The sequence below is a fragment of the Pseudomonas sp. MYb185 genome, assembly GCF_002979975.1.
In the GTDB taxonomy this organism is placed as follows: Bacteria; Pseudomonadota; Gammaproteobacteria; order Pseudomonadales; family Pseudomonadaceae; genus Halopseudomonas.
Window position 1 is genome coordinate 137,659 of record NZ_PCQD01000005.1, and the last position, 17,764, is coordinate 155,422.

Consider the following 17,764-nt stretch of genomic DNA (forward strand, 5'->3'; position numbering starts at 1 on the left):
TGATGAATGTCTGGAAAAAATGCGCTGCCGGGCTGTTCTGTTGTGTGCTGGCATTGCCGGCCCTGGCACAGAATGTTCTGCTGGTCGGCGATAGTATCAGCGCCGCCTTCGGTCTGGAAATCGAGCAGGGCTGGGTAAAGCTGCTGGAACAGCGTCTGGCCGAGAACAATCAGCCCTACTCGGTGGTCAACGCCTCGGTCAGTGGCGATACCACCGCAGGCGGCCTGGCCAGGCTGCCCGCGCTGCTGGAGCAGGTCGAGCCGGAGCTGGTGGTGATCGAGCTGGGTGGTAACGACGGGCTGCGAGCGCTGCCGGTGGGCAATATGCAACAGAATCTTTCCGCCATGGTTCGGCTGAGCCGGGAGGCCGGCGCCGATGTGATTCTGCTGGGTATGCGCATTCCGCCGAATTATGGCCCACGCTACTCCGATGCCTTCGAACAGGCCTTTGTCACTGTGGCCGAGGAGCATGATGTGCCACTGGTACCCTTTCTGCTGGAGGGCATAGGCGGGGTGGAAGGCAAGATGCAGAGCGATGGCGTGCATCCAACCGCTGCAGCCCAGACGCTTTTGCTGGATAATGCCTGGCCGGCCATCAGCCAGTGGCTGAAGTCACGGTGATGGCGTTGATTCAGTGTGAGGAGCAGGTTGGTGACAGTGTCCTGGATGGCCAGACGATGGTGTGTAGTTGAGCAGGACGAGCAGCAAGACCTGTTCGTGGGAGATCCCTGGCATGTGCATCTGGTGGATATCAATTTGCGGTTGGATGCGCCGCTGGAGCGTTCGTTGTGTGGTGATCTGCTGCCGTCGCGCCCGGTATACCGGGAATTGCAGCGCAAACTGTTGAAAAGCCTGTGCCCACAGTGTGTGGACATGGCGCAGACGCTGCGTGATGCCGGTCGGCGCCCGGCTGCCCGAAGGGGAACTGTGGCAGCGCCAATGGTTCAACAGTTTGATCTGTATGCGGCGGCCGGAGGGTGAGGGCATGAGGTTGCTTGGCGGGATGACGGCAGGTGCTCTGGGTCTGTGGCTGGCGGTCACGGCGACGGCTGCCGATTACCCGCTGGATTCGGCCGAGCAGCAACTGGTCGGTTCGCTATCCAGCGTACAGGCAGTCTACGAGGATACCTTTGCCGACCTGGGCGACCTCCATGGTTTCGGTTTTCTGGAAATGCAGGCGGCCAACCCCGGCGTGGACCCCTGGTTGCCCGGTGCCGGCACCACCATCCGCCTGCCCGGCCAGCACATCCTGCCCGACGCCCCGCGCAGCGGCATCGTGATCAATCTGCCGGAGTACCGGCTCTATCATTACCCGGATGATGGGGGCAGGGTCAGCACCTGGCCGGTGGGTATCGGCCGTGAGGGCTGGTCCTCGCCGATCGGCCAGACCCGGGTGGCGCGCAAGGAGGCCAACCCGTCCTGGTACCCGCCGCAGTCGATCCGCGAGGAACATGCCGCAGCGGGAGATCCGCTGCCGGCGGTGGTGCCGCCGGGGCCGGACAATCCCATGGGGCCGTTCAAGATGAACCTGGCGATGAGCGGCTATGTGATCCACGGCACCAACAAGTCATTCGGTATCGGCATGCGGGTCAGCCACGGCTGCTTTCGCATGAACAATCGGGATGTCACCGAATTGTTCCCGCAGGTGCCGGTGGGGACGTCGGTGACCATCGTCAATCAGCCCTACAAGCTCGGCGTACTGGACGGCAAGCTGTATCTGGAGGTGCATACGCCGCTGGATGAGCATGGTTTCCCCTCGTCGCTGGACAAGCTGGCGGCGATCCAGGAGCTGTTGCAGGCGCGCAGTGAACTGGTCAGTGGCTACCGACTGGATTGGCAGAAGATACGTGACATGGTATTCGCCGAAGAGGGCATTCCGGCGGTGATCGGCGAGCCATATAGCTCAACCGGAGCGTTCTGAAAAGCTGCGAAGGCGCCATGGCCGCAGCTGGGCGCCTTCGCAGTGGTGCTGCCTGGTGTTACTTGCGACTGGCTCTTTCGAGCATGCGCAGCGCACGCTCGTTGGCTTCATCTGCAGTTTGCTGGGCGCGCTGTGCGGCAGCCAGGGCTTCTTCGGCCTTGCGGTTGGCCTCGTCAGCGGTGGACTGCGCACGGGCCGCGGCATTCTCATTGGCGGACAGGCGGGTGCCAGTTTCTTCCTGATACTGGTTGCTGCTGCAACCCACAGCCAGCAGCGCGACCAGAGACAATGCCGAAAGTTTCAGTGCAGTATTCATTTCGATACCCCTTTGTTGACGATAGTGTCGTTTTGCCGACATAGGGTCTGTTCCCGTTTCATTTGCCACCGCGTTGCTGCGTAAAAACTCGCCAGGCTAGGCGTGGGACGCAGGGAATGGTATTCCCTTGCCAAGTCCCACAACGACGCATGGCGAGTTTTTACGCGCAACCCGAAGGGCCGGGCCTGTTTTTGCGCGATGCTGCGTTACTCGTCGTTCATTTGGAATAACCAAATCTCTCTCCTCGCGCCTTGCCTCGCGCAAAAACAGGCGCCGGCGCGGTGGCAAATGAAACGGGAACAGACCCAACAATGCTAGCAGTTTTCGGACGGATGGTGATTGACGGGCGTCATAACTCCCATGCCTTTGTCGACATTCAGCACAGTGACTGGACGCCTGGTGGCTTTGTTCCCATTCGGGGCTGGGTTAGTGTGTTCGGCGCAACATCATAAAAATACAAAAGGATTGCATCATATGCTGGGATACCTGGGTTTGTTCGCGGGGCTCGCACTGCTGATCTGGTTTGCGCTCAGGGGTGTGAACATCTTTCTGGCTTCGGTTATCTGCGCTCTGGTGGTGGCGATTCCCAACGGTATTCTGTTGCCCGCGGCGCTGCTCGAGCACTATCCGTTCGGCCCGCTCGGTGCCTTCACCTTCGCTGGCAAATTCTTCCTGTTGTTCCTCTGCGGCGCCATCTTCGGCAAGGCCATGGCCACCAGCCAGGCGGCCAAGAGTATTGCGGTGGCCATTACCCGGGGGCTGGGCGTCAGGCACACGCTGTTGGTCGGCATGGTGGTGTGTGCGCTGCTGACCTATGGCGGGGTCGTGGTGTTCGTGGTGGTGTTTACCATGTATCCGCTGGGCATCACCCTGATGCGCGAAGCCAACCTGCCGAAGCGTATCTGGTGTGCGGCTACCGCGATTGGCGCCGGTACCTTCACCATGACCGCGCTGCCGGGCTCTCCTTCGATCCACAACGTGATCTCCGCCAGTGCCCTGGGTACCGACCTGTTTGCTGGCGGCTGGATCGGCTTGTTTGCGGCGGCCATGATGGCCGGCCTGGGCATGTGGTACGTGGAGCGGGAATGGCGCCTGGCGCGGGCCAGTGGTGAAGGCTTTGTGGAAAATGCGCAGGACCTGCGCATGGAGCAGTTGATCGGTGATCCGAACGAGGCGCCACCCTGGGGATTGGCGCTGGTGCCGCTGATTCTGGTGTTGGCGGTGATCATGTTGCCACGCCTCATTCTGGGGATGGCCGACTGGTCGGAAACTGAAGGGTTATTCGCTCAGTTACTGCGTTTCAGTGCCAGCCAACCGATCATCTGGCCGAGCATCGCGCTGATCGTCGGCTCGCTGGCCTGCGCGGCGCTGTTTGCCAATGCACGGCGTCAGATCGGTCAGGTCTTCGGTCAGGGGGCTGAGGACTCGGTCATGCCGCTGCTCAATACCGCTGCGGTGATCGGCTTCGGTGGGGTGGTTACCCAGACCGCCGGTTTTGGTGAGTTCGCCCAATGGATCCTCGGCGTGGACCTGCCGCCGCTGCTGTCGGTATTTGCTTCGATCAGCACGCTGTCGGCCATTGTCGGCTCCTCCTCGGGCGGCCTGCAGATATTCATGCAGACACTGGCTCCCAGCTATCTGGAGATGGGCATACAGCCGGAAATCCTGCATCGTATCGCGGCGATTGCCTCGGGTGGCCTGGACTCCCTGCCACACTGTGGGGCGGTGATCGCCACCTTCATGATCATGGGCCTGACCCACCGTGAGGCCTACAAGGACATGTTCGTGGTCACAGTGGCAGTGCCGGTGGTGGCCTGTCTGCTGTCCATTGCCCTGCTGATGGTGCTGGGTGTGGGCGTCACGCCGCCGGCATGATGCTCAATCTGACGGGGGTGGAATCTTCTGCTAATGTCGCAGGTCAATGGTATTCCAGCAAACCCGGGGTGGGAGGCAGCCCATGACGTCCGATGTTGCGGTTCGGCACGACCCTCAAAACAAGATGTTCTATATCGATGGCGATGGTGGCCGGGCTTACCTCAGCTATATGGATCTGGGCAAGCAGACCATGGACATCTACCGGACCTTCGTCCCCGATGCCCGGCGTGGCCATGGGCTGGCAGCCAGGCTGGCGGCAGAGGCGCTGAACTATGCCCAGGAACGGGGCTACACGGTGATTGCCTCCTGTTCCTATGTCGAGCGCTACATGCAGCGTCAGCAGGAGCGTGGCTGAAGGCATGAAAAAACCCGCCGCGGCGGGTTTTTCAGTCGCGTGGAATCACTGCCCGCGCTTGCGCGTCGGCAGTACATCCTTGATCTTCGCGTGCATGCTGCGTACCGCCTGGACGGTGGTATCCCAGTCGATGCAGGCATCGGTGATGGAGACCCCATATTCCAGCTGCGACAGGTCCTTGTTGATCGCCTGGTTACCCCAGCCAATGTGGCTTTCGACCATCAAACCGACGATCGAGCTGTTGCCCTCGACGATCTGGTTGGCGACGTTGTCCATGACCAGCGGCTGCAGGGCCGGATCCTTGTTGGAGTTGGCGTGGCTGCAATCGATCATGATGTTGGGCACGATGCCGGCCTTGTCCAGTTCCTTCTCGCACAGCGACACGCTCACCGAGTCGTAGTTGGGTTTGCCATTGCCGCCGCGCAATACTACATGACCGTAGCGGTTGCCACGGGTGGTGACGATGGAGACCTGGCCTTCCTGGTTGATGCCCATGAAGCGGTGCGGGCTGGAAACCGACTGCAGGGCGTTGATCGCCACGCCGAGGTTGCCGTCGGTGCCGTTCTTGAAACCGACCGCCGAGGACAGCCCCGAGGCCAGCTCGCGGTGGGTCTGGGACTCGGTGGTACGCGCGCCGATCGCCGACCAGGAAATCAGATCCTGCAGATACTGCGGAGAGATCGGGTCCAGCGCCTCGGTGGCGGTGGGCAGACCCATGTCGGTCAGATCGCAGAGCAACTGGCGGCCGATATGCAGGCCGTCTTCAATCTTGAAGGTGTCATCCAGGTAAGGGTCGTTGATCAGGCCCTTCCAGCCCACGGTGGTGCGTGGCTTCTCGAAGTACACGCGCATCACCAGATACAGGGTGTCGCTTACCTCGGCCGCCAGCGTCTTCAGGCGCTGCGCATAGTCCTTGGCCGCTTCCACATCATGGATGGAGCAGGGGCCAATGACGATGAAAAGGCGGTGGTCCTTGCCATCAAGGATATCGCGAATGACCTGGCGGCTTTCCACTACGGTAGTTTCCGCTGCCGGGCTCATGGGGATCCTGGCCTTGAGTTGGGCAGGGGTAATCATCACTTCGTTGGAAGCAACGTTCAGATCATTGATAGGTAAATCGGCCATCTTCCTTCCCAGCGAGTCTGCAAGGCCGGCAACCTGCCAGCCTGTCAATAATGGGCGACAGCTTAAAGCATGGATGGCGGCTCCGGCTACCCTGTAACGTGCTATCGGAGGGATTGACCCTGGTTATCAGAAGGTTATCGCCCGGTTTGTCGCCTGGCTGACTGTTGCCTGTGGTGCGCAGCGATTACCATGGGACGGATTTTTGCGCATCGTTCAAACAAGAGGGGAAAGGCGAATGACAAAACCACGTATCGGCGTGATCGGCACTGGCGCCATTGGCGGCTTCTATGGCGTGATGCTGGCCCGTGCGGGCTACGATGTGCATTTTCTGCTACGCAGCGAATACGCAGCGGTACAGCAGCACGGCATTACCGTGGAAAGCCGGGTGCATGGCGAGCTGAACCTGAGCCCGGTGCAGGCCTATGATGATGTTGCGGCAATGCCACCCTGTGACTGGCTGCTGGTCGGTGCCAAGTCCACCAGCAATGACTCGCTGGCACCGATCATCGCTCGTGCTGCCGCTCCGGGCGCACGGGTAGTGCTGTTGCAGAACGGCCTGAGCAATGAAGCGCACCTGCGTGACCAGCTGCCGGCGGACCTGCATCTGATCGGTGGCCTGTGCTATGTCTGTCTGTACCGCAAGGGACCTGGTGTGGTGGTGCATCAGGACAACGGCATGATCGACCTGGCCTACCATTCCGGTCCGGCGAGCGTCGAGGAGCAGCAGCAGATGATCGCCGACGGTGCGGCCATGTTCCGTGAAGCCGGGCTGAAAGCGCGGGAGCAGGGTAACCTGGAGGGTGCGCGCTGGCAGAAGCTGGTATGGAATGCGCCATTCAATGGTGTGTCGGTGATCCTCAATGCCGGTACCGAAACGTTGCTGGCCAATCCGGCGAGTCGCCAGTTGATCCGCGACCTGATGCAGGAAGTGGTCGATGTGGCCGAGGCCTGTGGGCACAGCATGCCCGAGTCACTGGCGGAGAAGCTGCTGGTCGGCACCCAGCGCATGCCCGATTACCTGCCGAGCATGTACCACGACTGGTTGCACAAGCGGCCGATGGAGCTGGACAACCTGTACGGCGAAGCACTGCAGTTGGCCGCTGCTGCCGGCTGCAGCATGCCCCGTACCGAGGCGCTGCGGAACATGTTGCAGTTCATCCAGGATGGTTATCTGGCCGACGCCTGAGTATCGATGGCTGGGTTCCATTCTGGCCAATGGGGGGCGGGTTCCCATCTCGATCCAGGGGTGGTCTGGGACTCTGCTGGTCGAGATGGAACTCGACCTTCCAGCAACTGCGAATGTATACCTCATTGAGCAGATCGTGGCCTGCGGTTCTGCTGTCGTCGAGCAGGGGCTCGACAACCCGGGCAGGGCGAACCTCAATGGTCTCGGGGTGTAGCGCGCCTGCGCTACGCCTTGGGGGCCGCCCAGCAGCTGACTAACCGACCAGCGGCAACGTAAATTCCTCACTGCACCTTCGCTTTTATCATTCTTCGTCTAACCTCAGCGTTGTATCTATGAATTTGGTTATAAACGGTCCATGATGTATCGCTTGTTTCAACAGGGAGATGACATCGATGAAATTGCAGCAGCTGCGCTATATCTGGGAAGTGGCTCACCATGGTCTCAACGTCTCCGCCACGGCACAGAGCCTGTACACTTCCCAGCCGGGCATCAGCAAGCAGATACGTCTGCTCGAGGATGAACTGGGGGTCGAGGTCTTTTCCCGCAGCGGCAAGCACCTGACGCGTGTCACACCTGCTGGCGAGCGCATCATCCAGACCGCCGGCGAGATCCTGCGCAAGTGCGAGAACATCAAGCAGATTGCCCAGGAGTTCAGCCATGAGCGCAAGGGCACCCTGACCCTGGCCACCACCCATACCCAGGCGCGCTATGCCTTGCCGTCGGTGATCCGCCGTTTCATCCAGAACTACCCTGAGGTGTCCCTGCACATGCATCAGGGCACGCCGACCCAGATCAGCGAGATGGCGGTGGACGGTACCGCCGACTTCGCCATCGCCACCGAGGGCATGGAGCTGTTCAATGAACTGATCATGATGCCCTGCTACCGCTGGAATCGCTGCGTGATCGTGCCCAAGGGCCATCCGCTGCTGGAAGCTGGTCCGTTGACCCTGGAGTTGCTCAGTGAACAGCCGCTGGTGACCTACGTGTTCGGCTTTACCGGCCGCTCCAAGCTGGACGATGCCTTCAGCCACCAGGGTTTGTCACCCAAGGTGGTGTTCACCGCGGCGGATGCGGACGTGATCAAGACCTACGTGCGGCTTGGACTGGGCGTGGGTATCGTGGCGAAAATGGCGGTTGACCCCGAGCTGGATGATGACCTGGTGGTCATCGATGCTGGTCACCTGTTCGAATCCAGCGTAACGCACCTGGGTTTCCGCCGTGGCACCTTCCTGCGTGGTTTTATGTACGACTTCATCGAGGCTTTCGCCCCGCACCTGACCCGGGAGCGGATCGAAGAGGTGTTGGGCTGTCAGAATCGCATGGAAGTCGAGGCGCTGTTCGAGTCGGTGGAGCTGCCGGTGTACTGAGCACGGCTGAATAATTGCTGCATGGGCCTGCCTGTGATAGTTTGCGAATGTTTATCATTCACTATTGCAGGGAGGGGGCATGCAGCTTCGTGCGGGAAGCGAGAGGGACAGGCCAGCCGCCGAACTCATCGGCATGCTCGAGCGCACCCCCATGTTCGCCAGGGTCGATCGGCAGGTCCTCAGTCCTCTACTGGTCGGCGCCGAGCCATTGCACCTGCACGGCCGCCAGCACCTGTTCTACATGGGCCAGCAAGCGACGCATTTCTACCTGGTCAAGGCCGGCGCCCTTACCCTGTATCGCCCCAGCTACACCGGCGATAACAAGGTATTCCGCACGGTGGAGAAGGGCGACCTGCTGGTGGAAACCGCGATGTTCCTCAGCCAGCCCGAGTATCCGCTTTCGGCCCAGGCGGCGACCGATGTCATCGTCTACCGCATCCCGCGGGACAACCTGCTGCAGCTGTGCCGTGCATGCCCCGATTTCAGCCTGGCCATGCTCAGCGGCATGGCTGAGCGCATTTCCCAATCACTCAACCGCATAGACCTGCTGACCATCGGCAATGCCGCCCAGCGCCTGGTGCTGTACCTGATGGACCTGTACATACAGCAACGCCGTGCCTGGCTGGTGCTGCCGGTGGCCCAGAGCGTGCTGGCGCGTCAGCTCAATATCACCCCGGAAACCCTGTCGCGGCAGCTCAGTAGCTTCCGGCGCAGCGGACTGATCGGCGACAACCACCCGGACGTGGTATTGCTGGATATCGAAGGCTTGTGTCGCTCGGTCGGGCTGCCACCACCGGATCTCAAGTTCGAGGGGGAATCGGCCGCCCGGCGGCTGGGCAGCAGTCTGTTCGACTGCTGCAACTACGCCAGCCAGGTACTCGGCAAGCGCTGAGCCCGGTTCAGCAACCGCCACCCCCGGAGGCATGGCCACCGCTGCGCGCCAGCGGCTCGGCACAGCCCTCCTGGCCATCGCTGCGTGGCCCGCTCAGGACCACCCAGGTAACGCCCAGATAGAGCGCGAAGCAGGCGGCCCACAGCGTACCGGAGGCTGCATGCAGCAGCGTCATCCAGGGTGCCAGCGCATACAGCCCGGCAGCGGCGCGAAGCAGGGCGGCCATCACCAGCAACGCCGCGGTGACCGGTAGCCAGCGACGGCGATCCAGCCACAGGCCGGCGTGGATACGACCAACCACCACCATGATGGCAAAAATCGACAGCCCCATGGCGCCGGCCATCAGCAGATGCCGGCCAGCCGATGGCAGCAGAGGAGCGCCGAGCCAGGCGGCGCCCATCAGGCCGTAGCCCAGGGCGATCAGCCAGTAGCTGGCATACAGCATCAGGGCCCAGCGGGTGAACAGTGCCCGGCCGATATGCCAGTCATTCAGCAGGTTCAGCATCGCTGCCGCTGCAGCCAGTGCGGTCCAGCCGGTGATGATGTCATGGCCCAGCGCGAACTCGGTAGCGCTGCAGATGACGATGGTGACGATGGCCAGATTGCGCCGGGGCGGGCGGGCCAGGTAGCCGACCTCGTCTGTTTCCTGGCGGTCGGGATGGCCCTGTTCGACCAGGCCGTTGACCACGCTCATGGATACCCGGCTGGTGGCGATGATGATCAGTATCATGATCATGCCGACTGCCGCATACAGCCAGGCCAGGGAATTGCCGCCCAGGCTGGCCGCCGTGAAGAAGCCGACCTGCAACAGCGCCAGGGCGGCGAGGGCCCAGGCGAAACTGACATGCTGGCGCTGCGGGGCGTTCCATACGCGGGGCAATACCTCAACCAGCAGCAATACCCATAGCGCCAGGTTGCATAACGCCGCTGGCCACAGGCCGATGACCGCCGGCCAACTTCCGGCCAGCGCATAGGCCAGCCGCGCGGCCAGCCATAACAGCAGCATCCGTAGCAGAGCGTGCCTGCCAGGGGGAGCGGTACGGGTGAACTCCGGCACCGCGGTCAATACAAAACCGGCAATGGCGGCTGTCACGAAGCCGAACAGCATTTCATGGCCATGCCACAGCACACTGCCACCGGGCATGCCCGCCGGCAGTATGCCCCGCAGCATCAACAGCCAGACCAGGGTCAGCAGTACCGCGCTGGCAGCCGTCAAGATGAAGAACGGGCGAAATCCGCACATGAACACCGGCCAGTCACCACGCAGGGCGCCCTGCAGCCCGCCAGGCGTGCGACTCATACTGCGCACCCTGAATGCTGGGCATGCCCATGGCTTGATTGCACCGGCAGTTCGCCTTCGGCAAGGCCAAAACCGATACGCACCTCGTTCACCTGCATCAGCTCCGCGGTGGTCTGGTACACCCAGTTGCTGCTGCGCTCGGCCTGCGGTTGCTGCAAAGTGAACTCGTAGACCATGCGCCCGGGCGCGGGCACCATCATCAGGATGCGGTCGGCCAGGCGCACGGCCTCCATCAGGTCGTGGGTGATCATCAGTACCGCCGTGCCATGCCGGTGCACCTGATCCTCCAACTGCCGGTACAGCTCGCCTTTCAGGCCGATATCCAGCGCCGAGAAGGGCTCATCCAGCAACAGCAGGTCGGGGTTGATCGCCAGCGCACGGGCCAGCGATACCCGGCTTTGCATACCGCCGGACAGCTCATGGGGATACTTGCCCAGATCCTCCACGCTCAGCCCCATGCGCTCGGCCAGGGTGATTGCCTGGCGCTGGCGGGCAGCTTTTGGCACACCCAGCGCCTTGAGGCCGAGGGTGATGTTGTCCGCTGCGTTTTTCCAGGGCATCAGGCGTGGTTCCTGGAACACGCAGGCCACCCCACGAAAGGTCGACTGCATGACCACCTCCGAAGGTGTCAGCAGGCCGGCGACGATATGCAGCAGGGTACTCTTGCCGCAGCCCGAGGGGCCGACCAGTGCCAGGGTTTCACCGGCGTACAGGTCCAGGCCGACGTCGGCCAGCACCTCGGTGATACCGTAGCGGTGATACAGATGGCGGATATGCAGTTCACTCATGGGCCAGGCTCCGTACGCCAGCGTTCCACCCGTCGTTTGATCGGTTCCAGCAGCAGGTATTCCAGTGCCAGCAGCAGACCCAGCACCGCGACGATCCAGCCCAGCGAGGAGGCAGTATCCAGTTGTGCGCGGGATACCGCCAGCGCCGCACCGACGCCATCCACCGTGGTCAGCAGCTCGGCCATCACCACCACCTTCCATGAGGTGCCCAGCGCGGTGATCCAGGCGGGAAACAGGTAGGAGGTGATATGCGGCAGATAGACATCGGTCAGCACCATGCGCCAGGGCAGGCGGTAGGCCAGTGCCACATCCTTGAGTTTGTTGTCCAGCGTGCGGCCGCCTTGCATGGCGCCGGCAAAGGCAATCGGAAAGCAGGCGATGAACACGGTGAACACCGGTGTGGCATCGCCCATGCCGAACCACAGCATCGCCAGTACCAGCCAGGCGATCGGCGGCATGCCCAGCAACAGAGTGACCAATGGCCGTGACATCATCGCGGCGGTCAGTGAACGCCCGGCCAGCAGGCCGAGCAGGGTGCCGATACCCAGCGCCAACCCCAGACCATAGAGCGTACGGCGGGCGGAAATGATCAACTCCGGCAGCGCCTGGCCGCTCTCGAACATGCTCGACAACTGCTGCAGGGTGGCCACCGGGCCGGGCAACACCAGGTCGCCATATACCCGTCCGCCGAACTCCCACAGGGCGCAGAACAGCAGGATACTGGCTACCGCGCCCCAGCCGCTCCACAGATAAGCCAAGGTCGCCCCCAGCGCTTTACGCACTGGCCGCAGGAACAACGTCATGGATGCAATCCATAGAACGCTGCGTCCGGCAGCTTGCCGCCGACACTGGCAGGCTGGCGCTCCAACAGCAGATGCAGAAAACGCTCCAGTTCCGGGCGTGCCTCGGCGGCACTGGCATAGTGAGCGGGCAGGTTGTTGATGGAGTCGGTGGCTGCTTCGGCGGTCAGCATATCGATATGCCGGGCGGCCAGCTCGCCGCAGGCCTCGGGCTGTGCCAGACACCATTGGTGCGAAGCGGCATAGGCTGCTTCCAGTTGTTGCACCAGTTGCTCATCCTGCCGCGCCGCGCCCAGTACCACCATGCCCGCCTGGGGAATGCGCGCTTCGGTTTGCAGCAACCGACCCCACTCGGCCTGAAGGTCAACACTGCGGTACAGCTCCGGAGCCACCACCGACACCGGGAACGAGCGGGTCTTGCGCAGCGCCATGGATACCGCGGGCTCGGCCAGCAGCGCATGATCCAGCCGGCGCATGATCAGCAGCTGCATGGCATCCATCGGCGTCGCCGTATAGCGCACGGTGAAGTCCCGGCGCGGGTCCAGACCAGCGCGCTCGGCAAGGAAGGTGAAGACGATATCCGGCATGTCCGCACGAAACGGCACGGCAATCTCCTGACCCTTGAAATCCGCCAGGGTTTTCAGCTCCGGGTTGCGCGACACCAGCCACAGCATGCCCCATACCGAGACGTTGACCAACTGCAGCGGTACCTTCCGGTTATACAGATTGGCCGCCACATTGGTCGGCATCGCGGTGAAATCGGCGCCACTCTCCAGCGTCAGCGCCCGCAACTGGTCAGGGTTGCTCCACAGCCGGAACTCCACTCGTTCGGCAAGCTGTTGCAGAGCACCACTTTCCAGCATATGCAGCAGTGGGTAGGACACCGTGGTGGGCGGGCCAGCCAGAATCAATTGCGACCGGCGCGGTGCATCGGCAGCAGCGGGCAACGGCAGGAGGGCAATCAGGAGCGCGCCAATAGCGCTGCTCAGGGTGTTTCTGAGAATGGTTCGCATGGACTCAGAGTATATTTTTTCCGTGGCCGCAGCGACATGACAAATATCAAGATGCGCGAAAAATAGATGGGAGCAGCAAGCTTGTCAGCAGCGCATTCCCTCTATCCGCCGAGCCCAGCAAGCCTCGCAGCGAGCGATATCGTTACCGCACGACTGCCTGGTCAATTATTTTTCCCACCTCTTGATAAATATCAAGAGGGTTTTTTCTGCGCGCTACCAATAATAACGATTCTCATTAAGGCGGTGACGCGCCATCACATTGGAAAGGGGACCGGGGAGCATAGGCAGCGCAGAACCGGGAGCTGGGGAGAAAGCGGTAATGCCATTCAAACAGAAAAAACTGGCAATCATCATATCGACGCTGTGTCTGGCGGGGCCCGCGAGCCTTGCCTTGGCACAGGATAGTGCCGAGGTGCAGGGGGAATCGACAACTCAGGAAGAGAGTGCGCTGCAATTGCCAGCGATGAGCGTGCGTGGGCGATACCTTTCGCAGGATGAGCAGGGCCATAACAACGTCTACCAGGAAAACGTCACCAGCGTTTATCAGGGCCGTGAAGAATTGCAACGCTTCCAGGTCACCAACCCCGGCGACGTGTTCAAGGGCATGAACGGCGTCTACAGCATGGATACCCGCAGTAGTCAGGCTATTACGCCGAATATCCGTGGCATCACCGGCGAGGGGCGTACGCCGCTGACCATTGATGGTACCGAGCAATCGACCAACGTTTGGCTGCATATGTTTGGTGCTGGCAACCGCAGCTACGTTGATCCAGCTCTGTTTCGCAGCATTGAAGTGGAAAAAGGCCCGTCACTGAGCCGGGGAATAAAAAGCGGTGTGGGCGGGGCGGTGAATATCCGCACTATCGAAGCCAGCGACATTATTCCGGAGGGGGATAGCTGGGGTATCGAAGCCAATCTGAAAACCTCGGGTAATACCAGCAAGCCTCGTTTCGATGCTGCCGGTGTATATGGTCAGGATTGGCGTGATGTGCCTGGCGGGCAGGTAGCAGGTGATGGCGCGACTGTTATTGTTCCGACGCCTGCCGCACGCACCAAAGGTGGTGGAGAAAACCTCAATTTCGATGACCACTCGGAAATGCTGGCTATTGCTGGGCGTAATGACTTCATGGATATCCTGATTTCGCGTAGTGAGCGTACCTCTGGGAATTACTATGCAGGTAAGCGCAATGCGGATCGTTACTTCGGGCATGACGTATGGGATGAAAGTAGCACTGATCGTTATATTCCGAACCTGAAGAAGCTGTATGGTGCAGGAAGTGAAGTTTTTAACACGGCCAGCGAAACCGAAACCACGCTGCTGAAGAATAATCTTTATCTACCTAATGGGCAGCGCCTGGGCTTGCAGTTCATGCGCACCGATACGGTTTTCGGAGAAACAACGCCGGGGGCTTCCGTATTGGCATGGGGGTATATGGAAGGGGCAGACAAGACCAGACCCGACCGTGACCGCTCACAGGATCGATATGTTTATGAAGGGCCGCACTCGGAACAGCGGCTGGACAGTTACAAGATAAGCTATGACTTAAAGCCTGGAGGCTCGGATTGGCTGGATATGGAAACCAGCCTTTGGCGTACCAAGTTGGATGGCGTTCGCTACCAGACCGGCTCTTCTCCTTTCAGCATTGACATAGATGCGGCGACGCAGCAGCAACTTAAACTTTGGTCTTTGATGATGGAATATGGCTATTACCCTCCAGGGACACCGCCGCCAGCACATGACGGCACCATCGTTCCCAATGGTAGGCAATGGACCAGCCATGACCGAACCGGCTTTGACCTGAGCAATCAAATTCGTTTGAGCGAAAGCCTGCAACTAACCCTTGGTGGTAGTTATCAGCAGGAAAAACTGGATGATCGTGTACAACAAAGTCGCTCCGTTACCAATGGTATTGGTCCGGATGGCTCCCAGTTGAGTGCAGGTACTGACCTGCTTGGCCCGCGCTCGGGGGAGCGTAAGGAATATACGGCGCTGATGAATCTGGCTTGGCAGGCCACGGATTGGTTGTCCCTGACGGCGGGTGCTCGCTATATGAATTACACCGGTAAGGATACCGGCACGGCCAAGCGTCGTCGTCAGCAAGATGAGTTCTATAAGGCACAACAGCGTCTTGCTGGATTGCAGCTGGAATACAAGGAAAAGATGACGCCGGATCAGTTGGCTGAGTTTAACCGGCTGCAGCAGGCTGTTATTGATGCTAACAATAATATAGATCGCAGTGATGATGGCAATTTCAAGATCTGGCAGCTGTATCTTGAATATGGTGATAATCGCCCTTTGCAGCCACAGAGACTTGCGACGGAGAACCCGGCGTTTAGGGCGGCCGCCAAGGAATATCTGGACTTTTTGACTGCCAACGATGCCAACCAGTACTTTCAGCATGCTGGGAAACTCCACGATGCCACGGAGGCAGAGGGTGCCGCGATTGCATATTTGCTGCGCGTGGGGATTACTGGATCAACTTTCCGGCCCGTTCAAGGTGATAATTTTATAAAGAAAGTACTGCTGCCTGCCAAGGATGGGAAATTCGATTCTTCTACGAACCCATTTGTTAGTGGGGCGGTAGATATGAGCCGGATAACCATTGACAACCCTTATGGGAGTCGGGTCTACGCACGGTTGGGTCAGGGGCGGGCTTGGGAAATGCCGGAGGAGCAGTCTGGCCATGCCTGGAGTCCGGTGCTGGGGGCGACGGCGCGGGTTACACCCTTTGGCACGATGTTTTTGCGCTATGCGCAAACGACTCGCTTCCCTAGTGTCAATGAGTTGACTTCCGGCGCGATAATTGATGGGGCGGGTACCGTTGGGAACATGGTTGTCAATGGTGCCAGAAAACCAGAGCGCAGTATTAACTGGGAAGTGGGTTATGCCCATGATTTGACCGAGTTTTTCCCTGGTCTGGGTGTGGCCGATGCACGTATCAGTTACTACGACACACAGATCAAGGACTTTATCGACCGTGGCCTACTGTACGATGTAATTCAGTTTGACCAGAAGAAAAGCCGCGGTGTTGAGTTGCAGTCACGTTTCGATAACGGCAGGTTTTTTGGAAACTTGTCTGGCACCTATCGACTGGAGCAAAAACTTTGCGACAAGGATTATGCATCCGGGATGGATCCGTACTATAACCGCATTCCAAGCTGTATGACGGGGGGCTTCCCTGGCACCTATAGCGGAAACAGCCTTCAGCCCAGATACTCCATTGATCTGGGGCTTGGTACGCGCTTGTTCAACGAACGACTGGAATTGGGGTGGCGCAGCGTATATCACGCAGGCGCACAGAATAAACAACTGGATAAGTTGCTGGGATCGGAAGAAGGGTCAGCCGATTATCTGGCCCGGGATGCCTGGTTCAGGGGCGGACTGGATACATTTCTTTGGCGTTCGGTCTTATTGCACGATGTGTATGCCAATTTCAATGTCACCCAGGAGGTGGCCTTGAATCTGGGCGTTACCAATATCACCGATGAATACTATCTGGACCCGATGTCGAAAAACCTTTTGCCGGGGCCTGGGCGTACGGTAACCGCTGGGCTGAAGATCAATTTCTAGGTTTTTGCTTGTTTTTGTTGTGGGAAAAACAAGCGTCTTGTGAAGTAAAACTCAAATGAGAGGAAAGCAATATGAAAAAGACAATTCTGTCTTTGGCCGTTATGGCCGCAATGAGTAGCGGTGTTGTGTTGGCAGCCTCCCCTAATGTGAAGGGTGGCTCATCCAATGATACAAGAGTCGACGTAGATACTCCGTCCAATCACTTCATGTTTGGTGGTGGAAACTCTGGCTTGAACTTCAATGGGAGCATTTTGGGGTTCATTGATATTGCCGGCGGGCCAATTAATGGCTCCAATAGCGCTATTGATGCACGTGGTAATGGCACCATCATGACGCCTGCCGATATGGGGCTGATTGGCTCGAACAAGATTGCTCAGGTATGGCGGTCCAGTGCGGCGACGAATGGTACTGGCGACTATGCGAACTTCATGGTCAATGCAATTCGCCAAATCGACCCTCCATTCTTCGCTCCGCAATTCGGTGGTCTGGTCATTGGCCAAGTAGGTGAGACCAGTACGGGTGCCCCTGCTGATCCGGTAGACCTGCTCCCCGTGGGAGCCGGAGTTTATTTTGGTGAGTGGGCTAACTCGATAGCTTCGCCTCCAGACCATAGCACTGACCTGAATATGGCTGATGCCAGCCATACTGTTTGGTATGTGGGTGACAATGCAGTTACCACCATGCCAGGTGAGGTCGACGCGACCTATGGTGTGATTGGTATCAGTGGAACTGGCACAGCGGCAGGTGGTTTGCCGGATAGCCCGAACCTGTACAAAGGCAAGCTGGACGTATACTACTCCAGTATCGCAGGGACAGGAACTATCGGTGCGGGTCTCACTAATAACAGCATCAGTCGTGATGTGGGTGGTGTAACTCACACTATCAGTTTTGCTGGCACTACTATCGACAGCGATGGCACCTTCAGTAACTCGGCATTGAGCAATACCATTGAAGGTCGTTTCTACAATGGTGCTGAAGCCTTGGCTGGTATGTATACCAATGGCACATATGCTGATGCCGCTTTCGGCGGTAGCAAAATCGATGGCACCATCACCCCGTAGGGTTTGACCACTCTCCACTGGCGGCCACCAGTGAAGAGCGTCAAACAGGGCAATCCGGGTGGTTTCCACTTGGCATTGCCTGTACGGAGAGTACCTGTAGTACCTGATGGAGGCCGGTTCACCGGCCTCCATTCTATGACGCCATCACTCAGAATGGAAAAATTTCTATGTCTTGCCGTTCCACAGCCCTGTGGC

Annotated in this window: 16 protein-coding genes; 10 read left to right on the plus strand and 6 right to left on the minus strand. The window is 59.6% G+C overall.

What is annotated here, in order from left to right; genetic code table 11:
* Positions 1-2 precede the first annotated feature (2 nt).
* The 3 genes from CQ007_RS09470 to CQ007_RS09475 are packed head-to-tail and all read left to right on the plus strand — an operon-like array spanning position 3 to position 1,920.
* Positions 3-620, plus strand: coding sequence for an arylesterase (locus tag CQ007_RS09470; RefSeq protein ID WP_105645512.1), 618 nt, complete (start codon positions 3-5; stop codon positions 618-620).
* A gap of 30 nt (positions 621-650) precedes the next feature.
* Positions 651-980 (plus strand): hypothetical protein, encoded by a 330-nt coding sequence (locus tag CQ007_RS18800; protein ID WP_146114563.1) that lies wholly within the window; start codon positions 651-653, stop codon positions 978-980.
* 4 nt (positions 981-984) lie between these two features.
* The gene (locus tag CQ007_RS09475) at positions 985-1,920 is read left to right on the plus strand and encodes a L,D-transpeptidase family protein (protein ID WP_105645819.1); all 936 of its coding nucleotides are present in this window, start codon (positions 985-987) and stop codon (positions 1,918-1,920) included.
* A 58-nt stretch (positions 1,921-1,978) separates the two neighbouring features.
* On the opposite strand, the gene CQ007_RS09480 is transcribed toward CQ007_RS09475, so the two are convergent.
* Positions 1,979-2,236: an Lpp/OprI family alanine-zipper lipoprotein gene (locus CQ007_RS09480; protein ID WP_105645514.1), complete on the minus strand. Its 258-nt coding sequence runs from the start codon at positions 2,234-2,236 to the stop codon at positions 1,979-1,981.
* A gap of 474 nt (positions 2,237-2,710) precedes the next feature.
* On the opposite strand from CQ007_RS09480, the gene CQ007_RS09485 reads away from it, so the two are divergent.
* Together CQ007_RS09485 and CQ007_RS09490 are read left to right on the plus strand one after the other, a co-directional pair.
* Positions 2,711-4,111, plus strand: a complete 1,401-nt coding sequence (locus CQ007_RS09485) for a GntP family permease (RefSeq protein ID WP_105645517.1) — start codon at positions 2,711-2,713, stop codon at positions 4,109-4,111.
* 82 nt (positions 4,112-4,193) lie between these two features.
* Positions 4,194-4,466 carry a GNAT family N-acetyltransferase gene (locus CQ007_RS09490; RefSeq protein WP_105645519.1) on the plus strand — a complete coding sequence of 91 codons (273 nt, stop codon included), beginning with the start codon at positions 4,194-4,196 and terminating at the stop codon, positions 4,464-4,466.
* A gap of 45 nt (positions 4,467-4,511) precedes the next feature.
* Here CQ007_RS09490 and CQ007_RS09495 read toward each other — a convergent pair whose 3' ends face one another.
* On the minus strand, positions 4,512-5,591 hold the full coding sequence (locus tag CQ007_RS09495; RefSeq protein WP_105645521.1) for a 3-deoxy-7-phosphoheptulonate synthase: 1,080 nt from the start codon (positions 5,589-5,591) through the stop codon (positions 4,512-4,514).
* A gap of 235 nt (positions 5,592-5,826) precedes the next feature.
* Between CQ007_RS09495 and CQ007_RS09500 the strand changes: the two genes are divergently transcribed.
* The 3 genes from CQ007_RS09500 (at position 5,827) to CQ007_RS09515 (ending at position 9,036) form a co-directional block, all read left to right on the plus strand.
* Entirely contained in the window at positions 5,827-6,777 is a 951-nt protein-coding gene (locus CQ007_RS09500; RefSeq protein ID WP_105645523.1) for a putative 2-dehydropantoate 2-reductase, read from the plus strand.
* A gap of 392 nt (positions 6,778-7,169) precedes the next feature.
* Positions 7,170-8,144, plus strand: a complete 975-nt coding sequence (gene cysB / locus CQ007_RS09510; protein WP_105645527.1) for an HTH-type transcriptional regulator CysB — start codon at positions 7,170-7,172, stop codon at positions 8,142-8,144.
* A 79-nt stretch (positions 8,145-8,223) separates the two neighbouring features.
* Positions 8,224-9,036: a Crp/Fnr family transcriptional regulator gene (locus tag CQ007_RS09515; RefSeq protein WP_105645529.1), complete on the plus strand. Its 813-nt coding sequence runs from the start codon at positions 8,224-8,226 to the stop codon at positions 9,034-9,036.
* Positions 9,037-9,043: 7 nt separating this feature from the next.
* On the opposite strand, the gene CQ007_RS09520 is transcribed toward CQ007_RS09515, so the two are convergent.
* From CQ007_RS09520 to CQ007_RS09535, 4 genes are read right to left on the minus strand one after another with little or no spacing between them, the layout of a single operon-like run.
* The gene (locus tag CQ007_RS09520) at positions 9,044-10,336 is read right to left on the minus strand and encodes an NnrS family protein (RefSeq protein ID WP_105645531.1); all 1,293 of its coding nucleotides are present in this window, start codon (positions 10,334-10,336) and stop codon (positions 9,044-9,046) included.
* Positions 10,333-11,124, minus strand: coding sequence for an ABC transporter ATP-binding protein (locus CQ007_RS09525; RefSeq protein ID WP_105645533.1), 792 nt, complete (start codon positions 11,122-11,124; stop codon positions 10,333-10,335). Before CQ007_RS09525 ends, CQ007_RS09520 begins: the two co-directional genes overlap by 4 nt.
* The gene (locus tag CQ007_RS09530; RefSeq protein WP_371919824.1) at positions 11,121-11,915 is read right to left on the minus strand and encodes an ABC transporter permease; all 795 of its coding nucleotides are present in this window, start codon (positions 11,913-11,915) and stop codon (positions 11,121-11,123) included. Before CQ007_RS09530 ends, CQ007_RS09525 begins: the two co-directional genes overlap by 4 nt.
* An 8-nt stretch (positions 11,916-11,923) precedes the next feature.
* The gene (locus tag CQ007_RS09535; protein ID WP_105645537.1) at positions 11,924-12,937 is read right to left on the minus strand and encodes an ABC transporter substrate-binding protein; all 1,014 of its coding nucleotides are present in this window, start codon (positions 12,935-12,937) and stop codon (positions 11,924-11,926) included.
* A 319-nt stretch (positions 12,938-13,256) separates the two neighbouring features.
* Between CQ007_RS09535 and CQ007_RS09540 the strand changes: the two genes are divergently transcribed.
* Together CQ007_RS09540 and CQ007_RS09545 are read left to right on the plus strand one after the other, a co-directional pair.
* Entirely contained in the window at positions 13,257-16,508 is a 3,252-nt protein-coding gene (locus tag CQ007_RS09540; protein WP_105645539.1) for a TonB-dependent receptor domain-containing protein, read from the plus strand.
* A 71-nt stretch (positions 16,509-16,579) separates the two neighbouring features.
* A complete protein-coding gene (locus tag CQ007_RS09545; RefSeq protein ID WP_146114564.1) occupies positions 16,580-17,569 on the plus strand; it encodes a hypothetical protein in 990 nt (329 codons plus the stop codon).
* Positions 17,570-17,764: the final 195 nt, after the last annotated feature.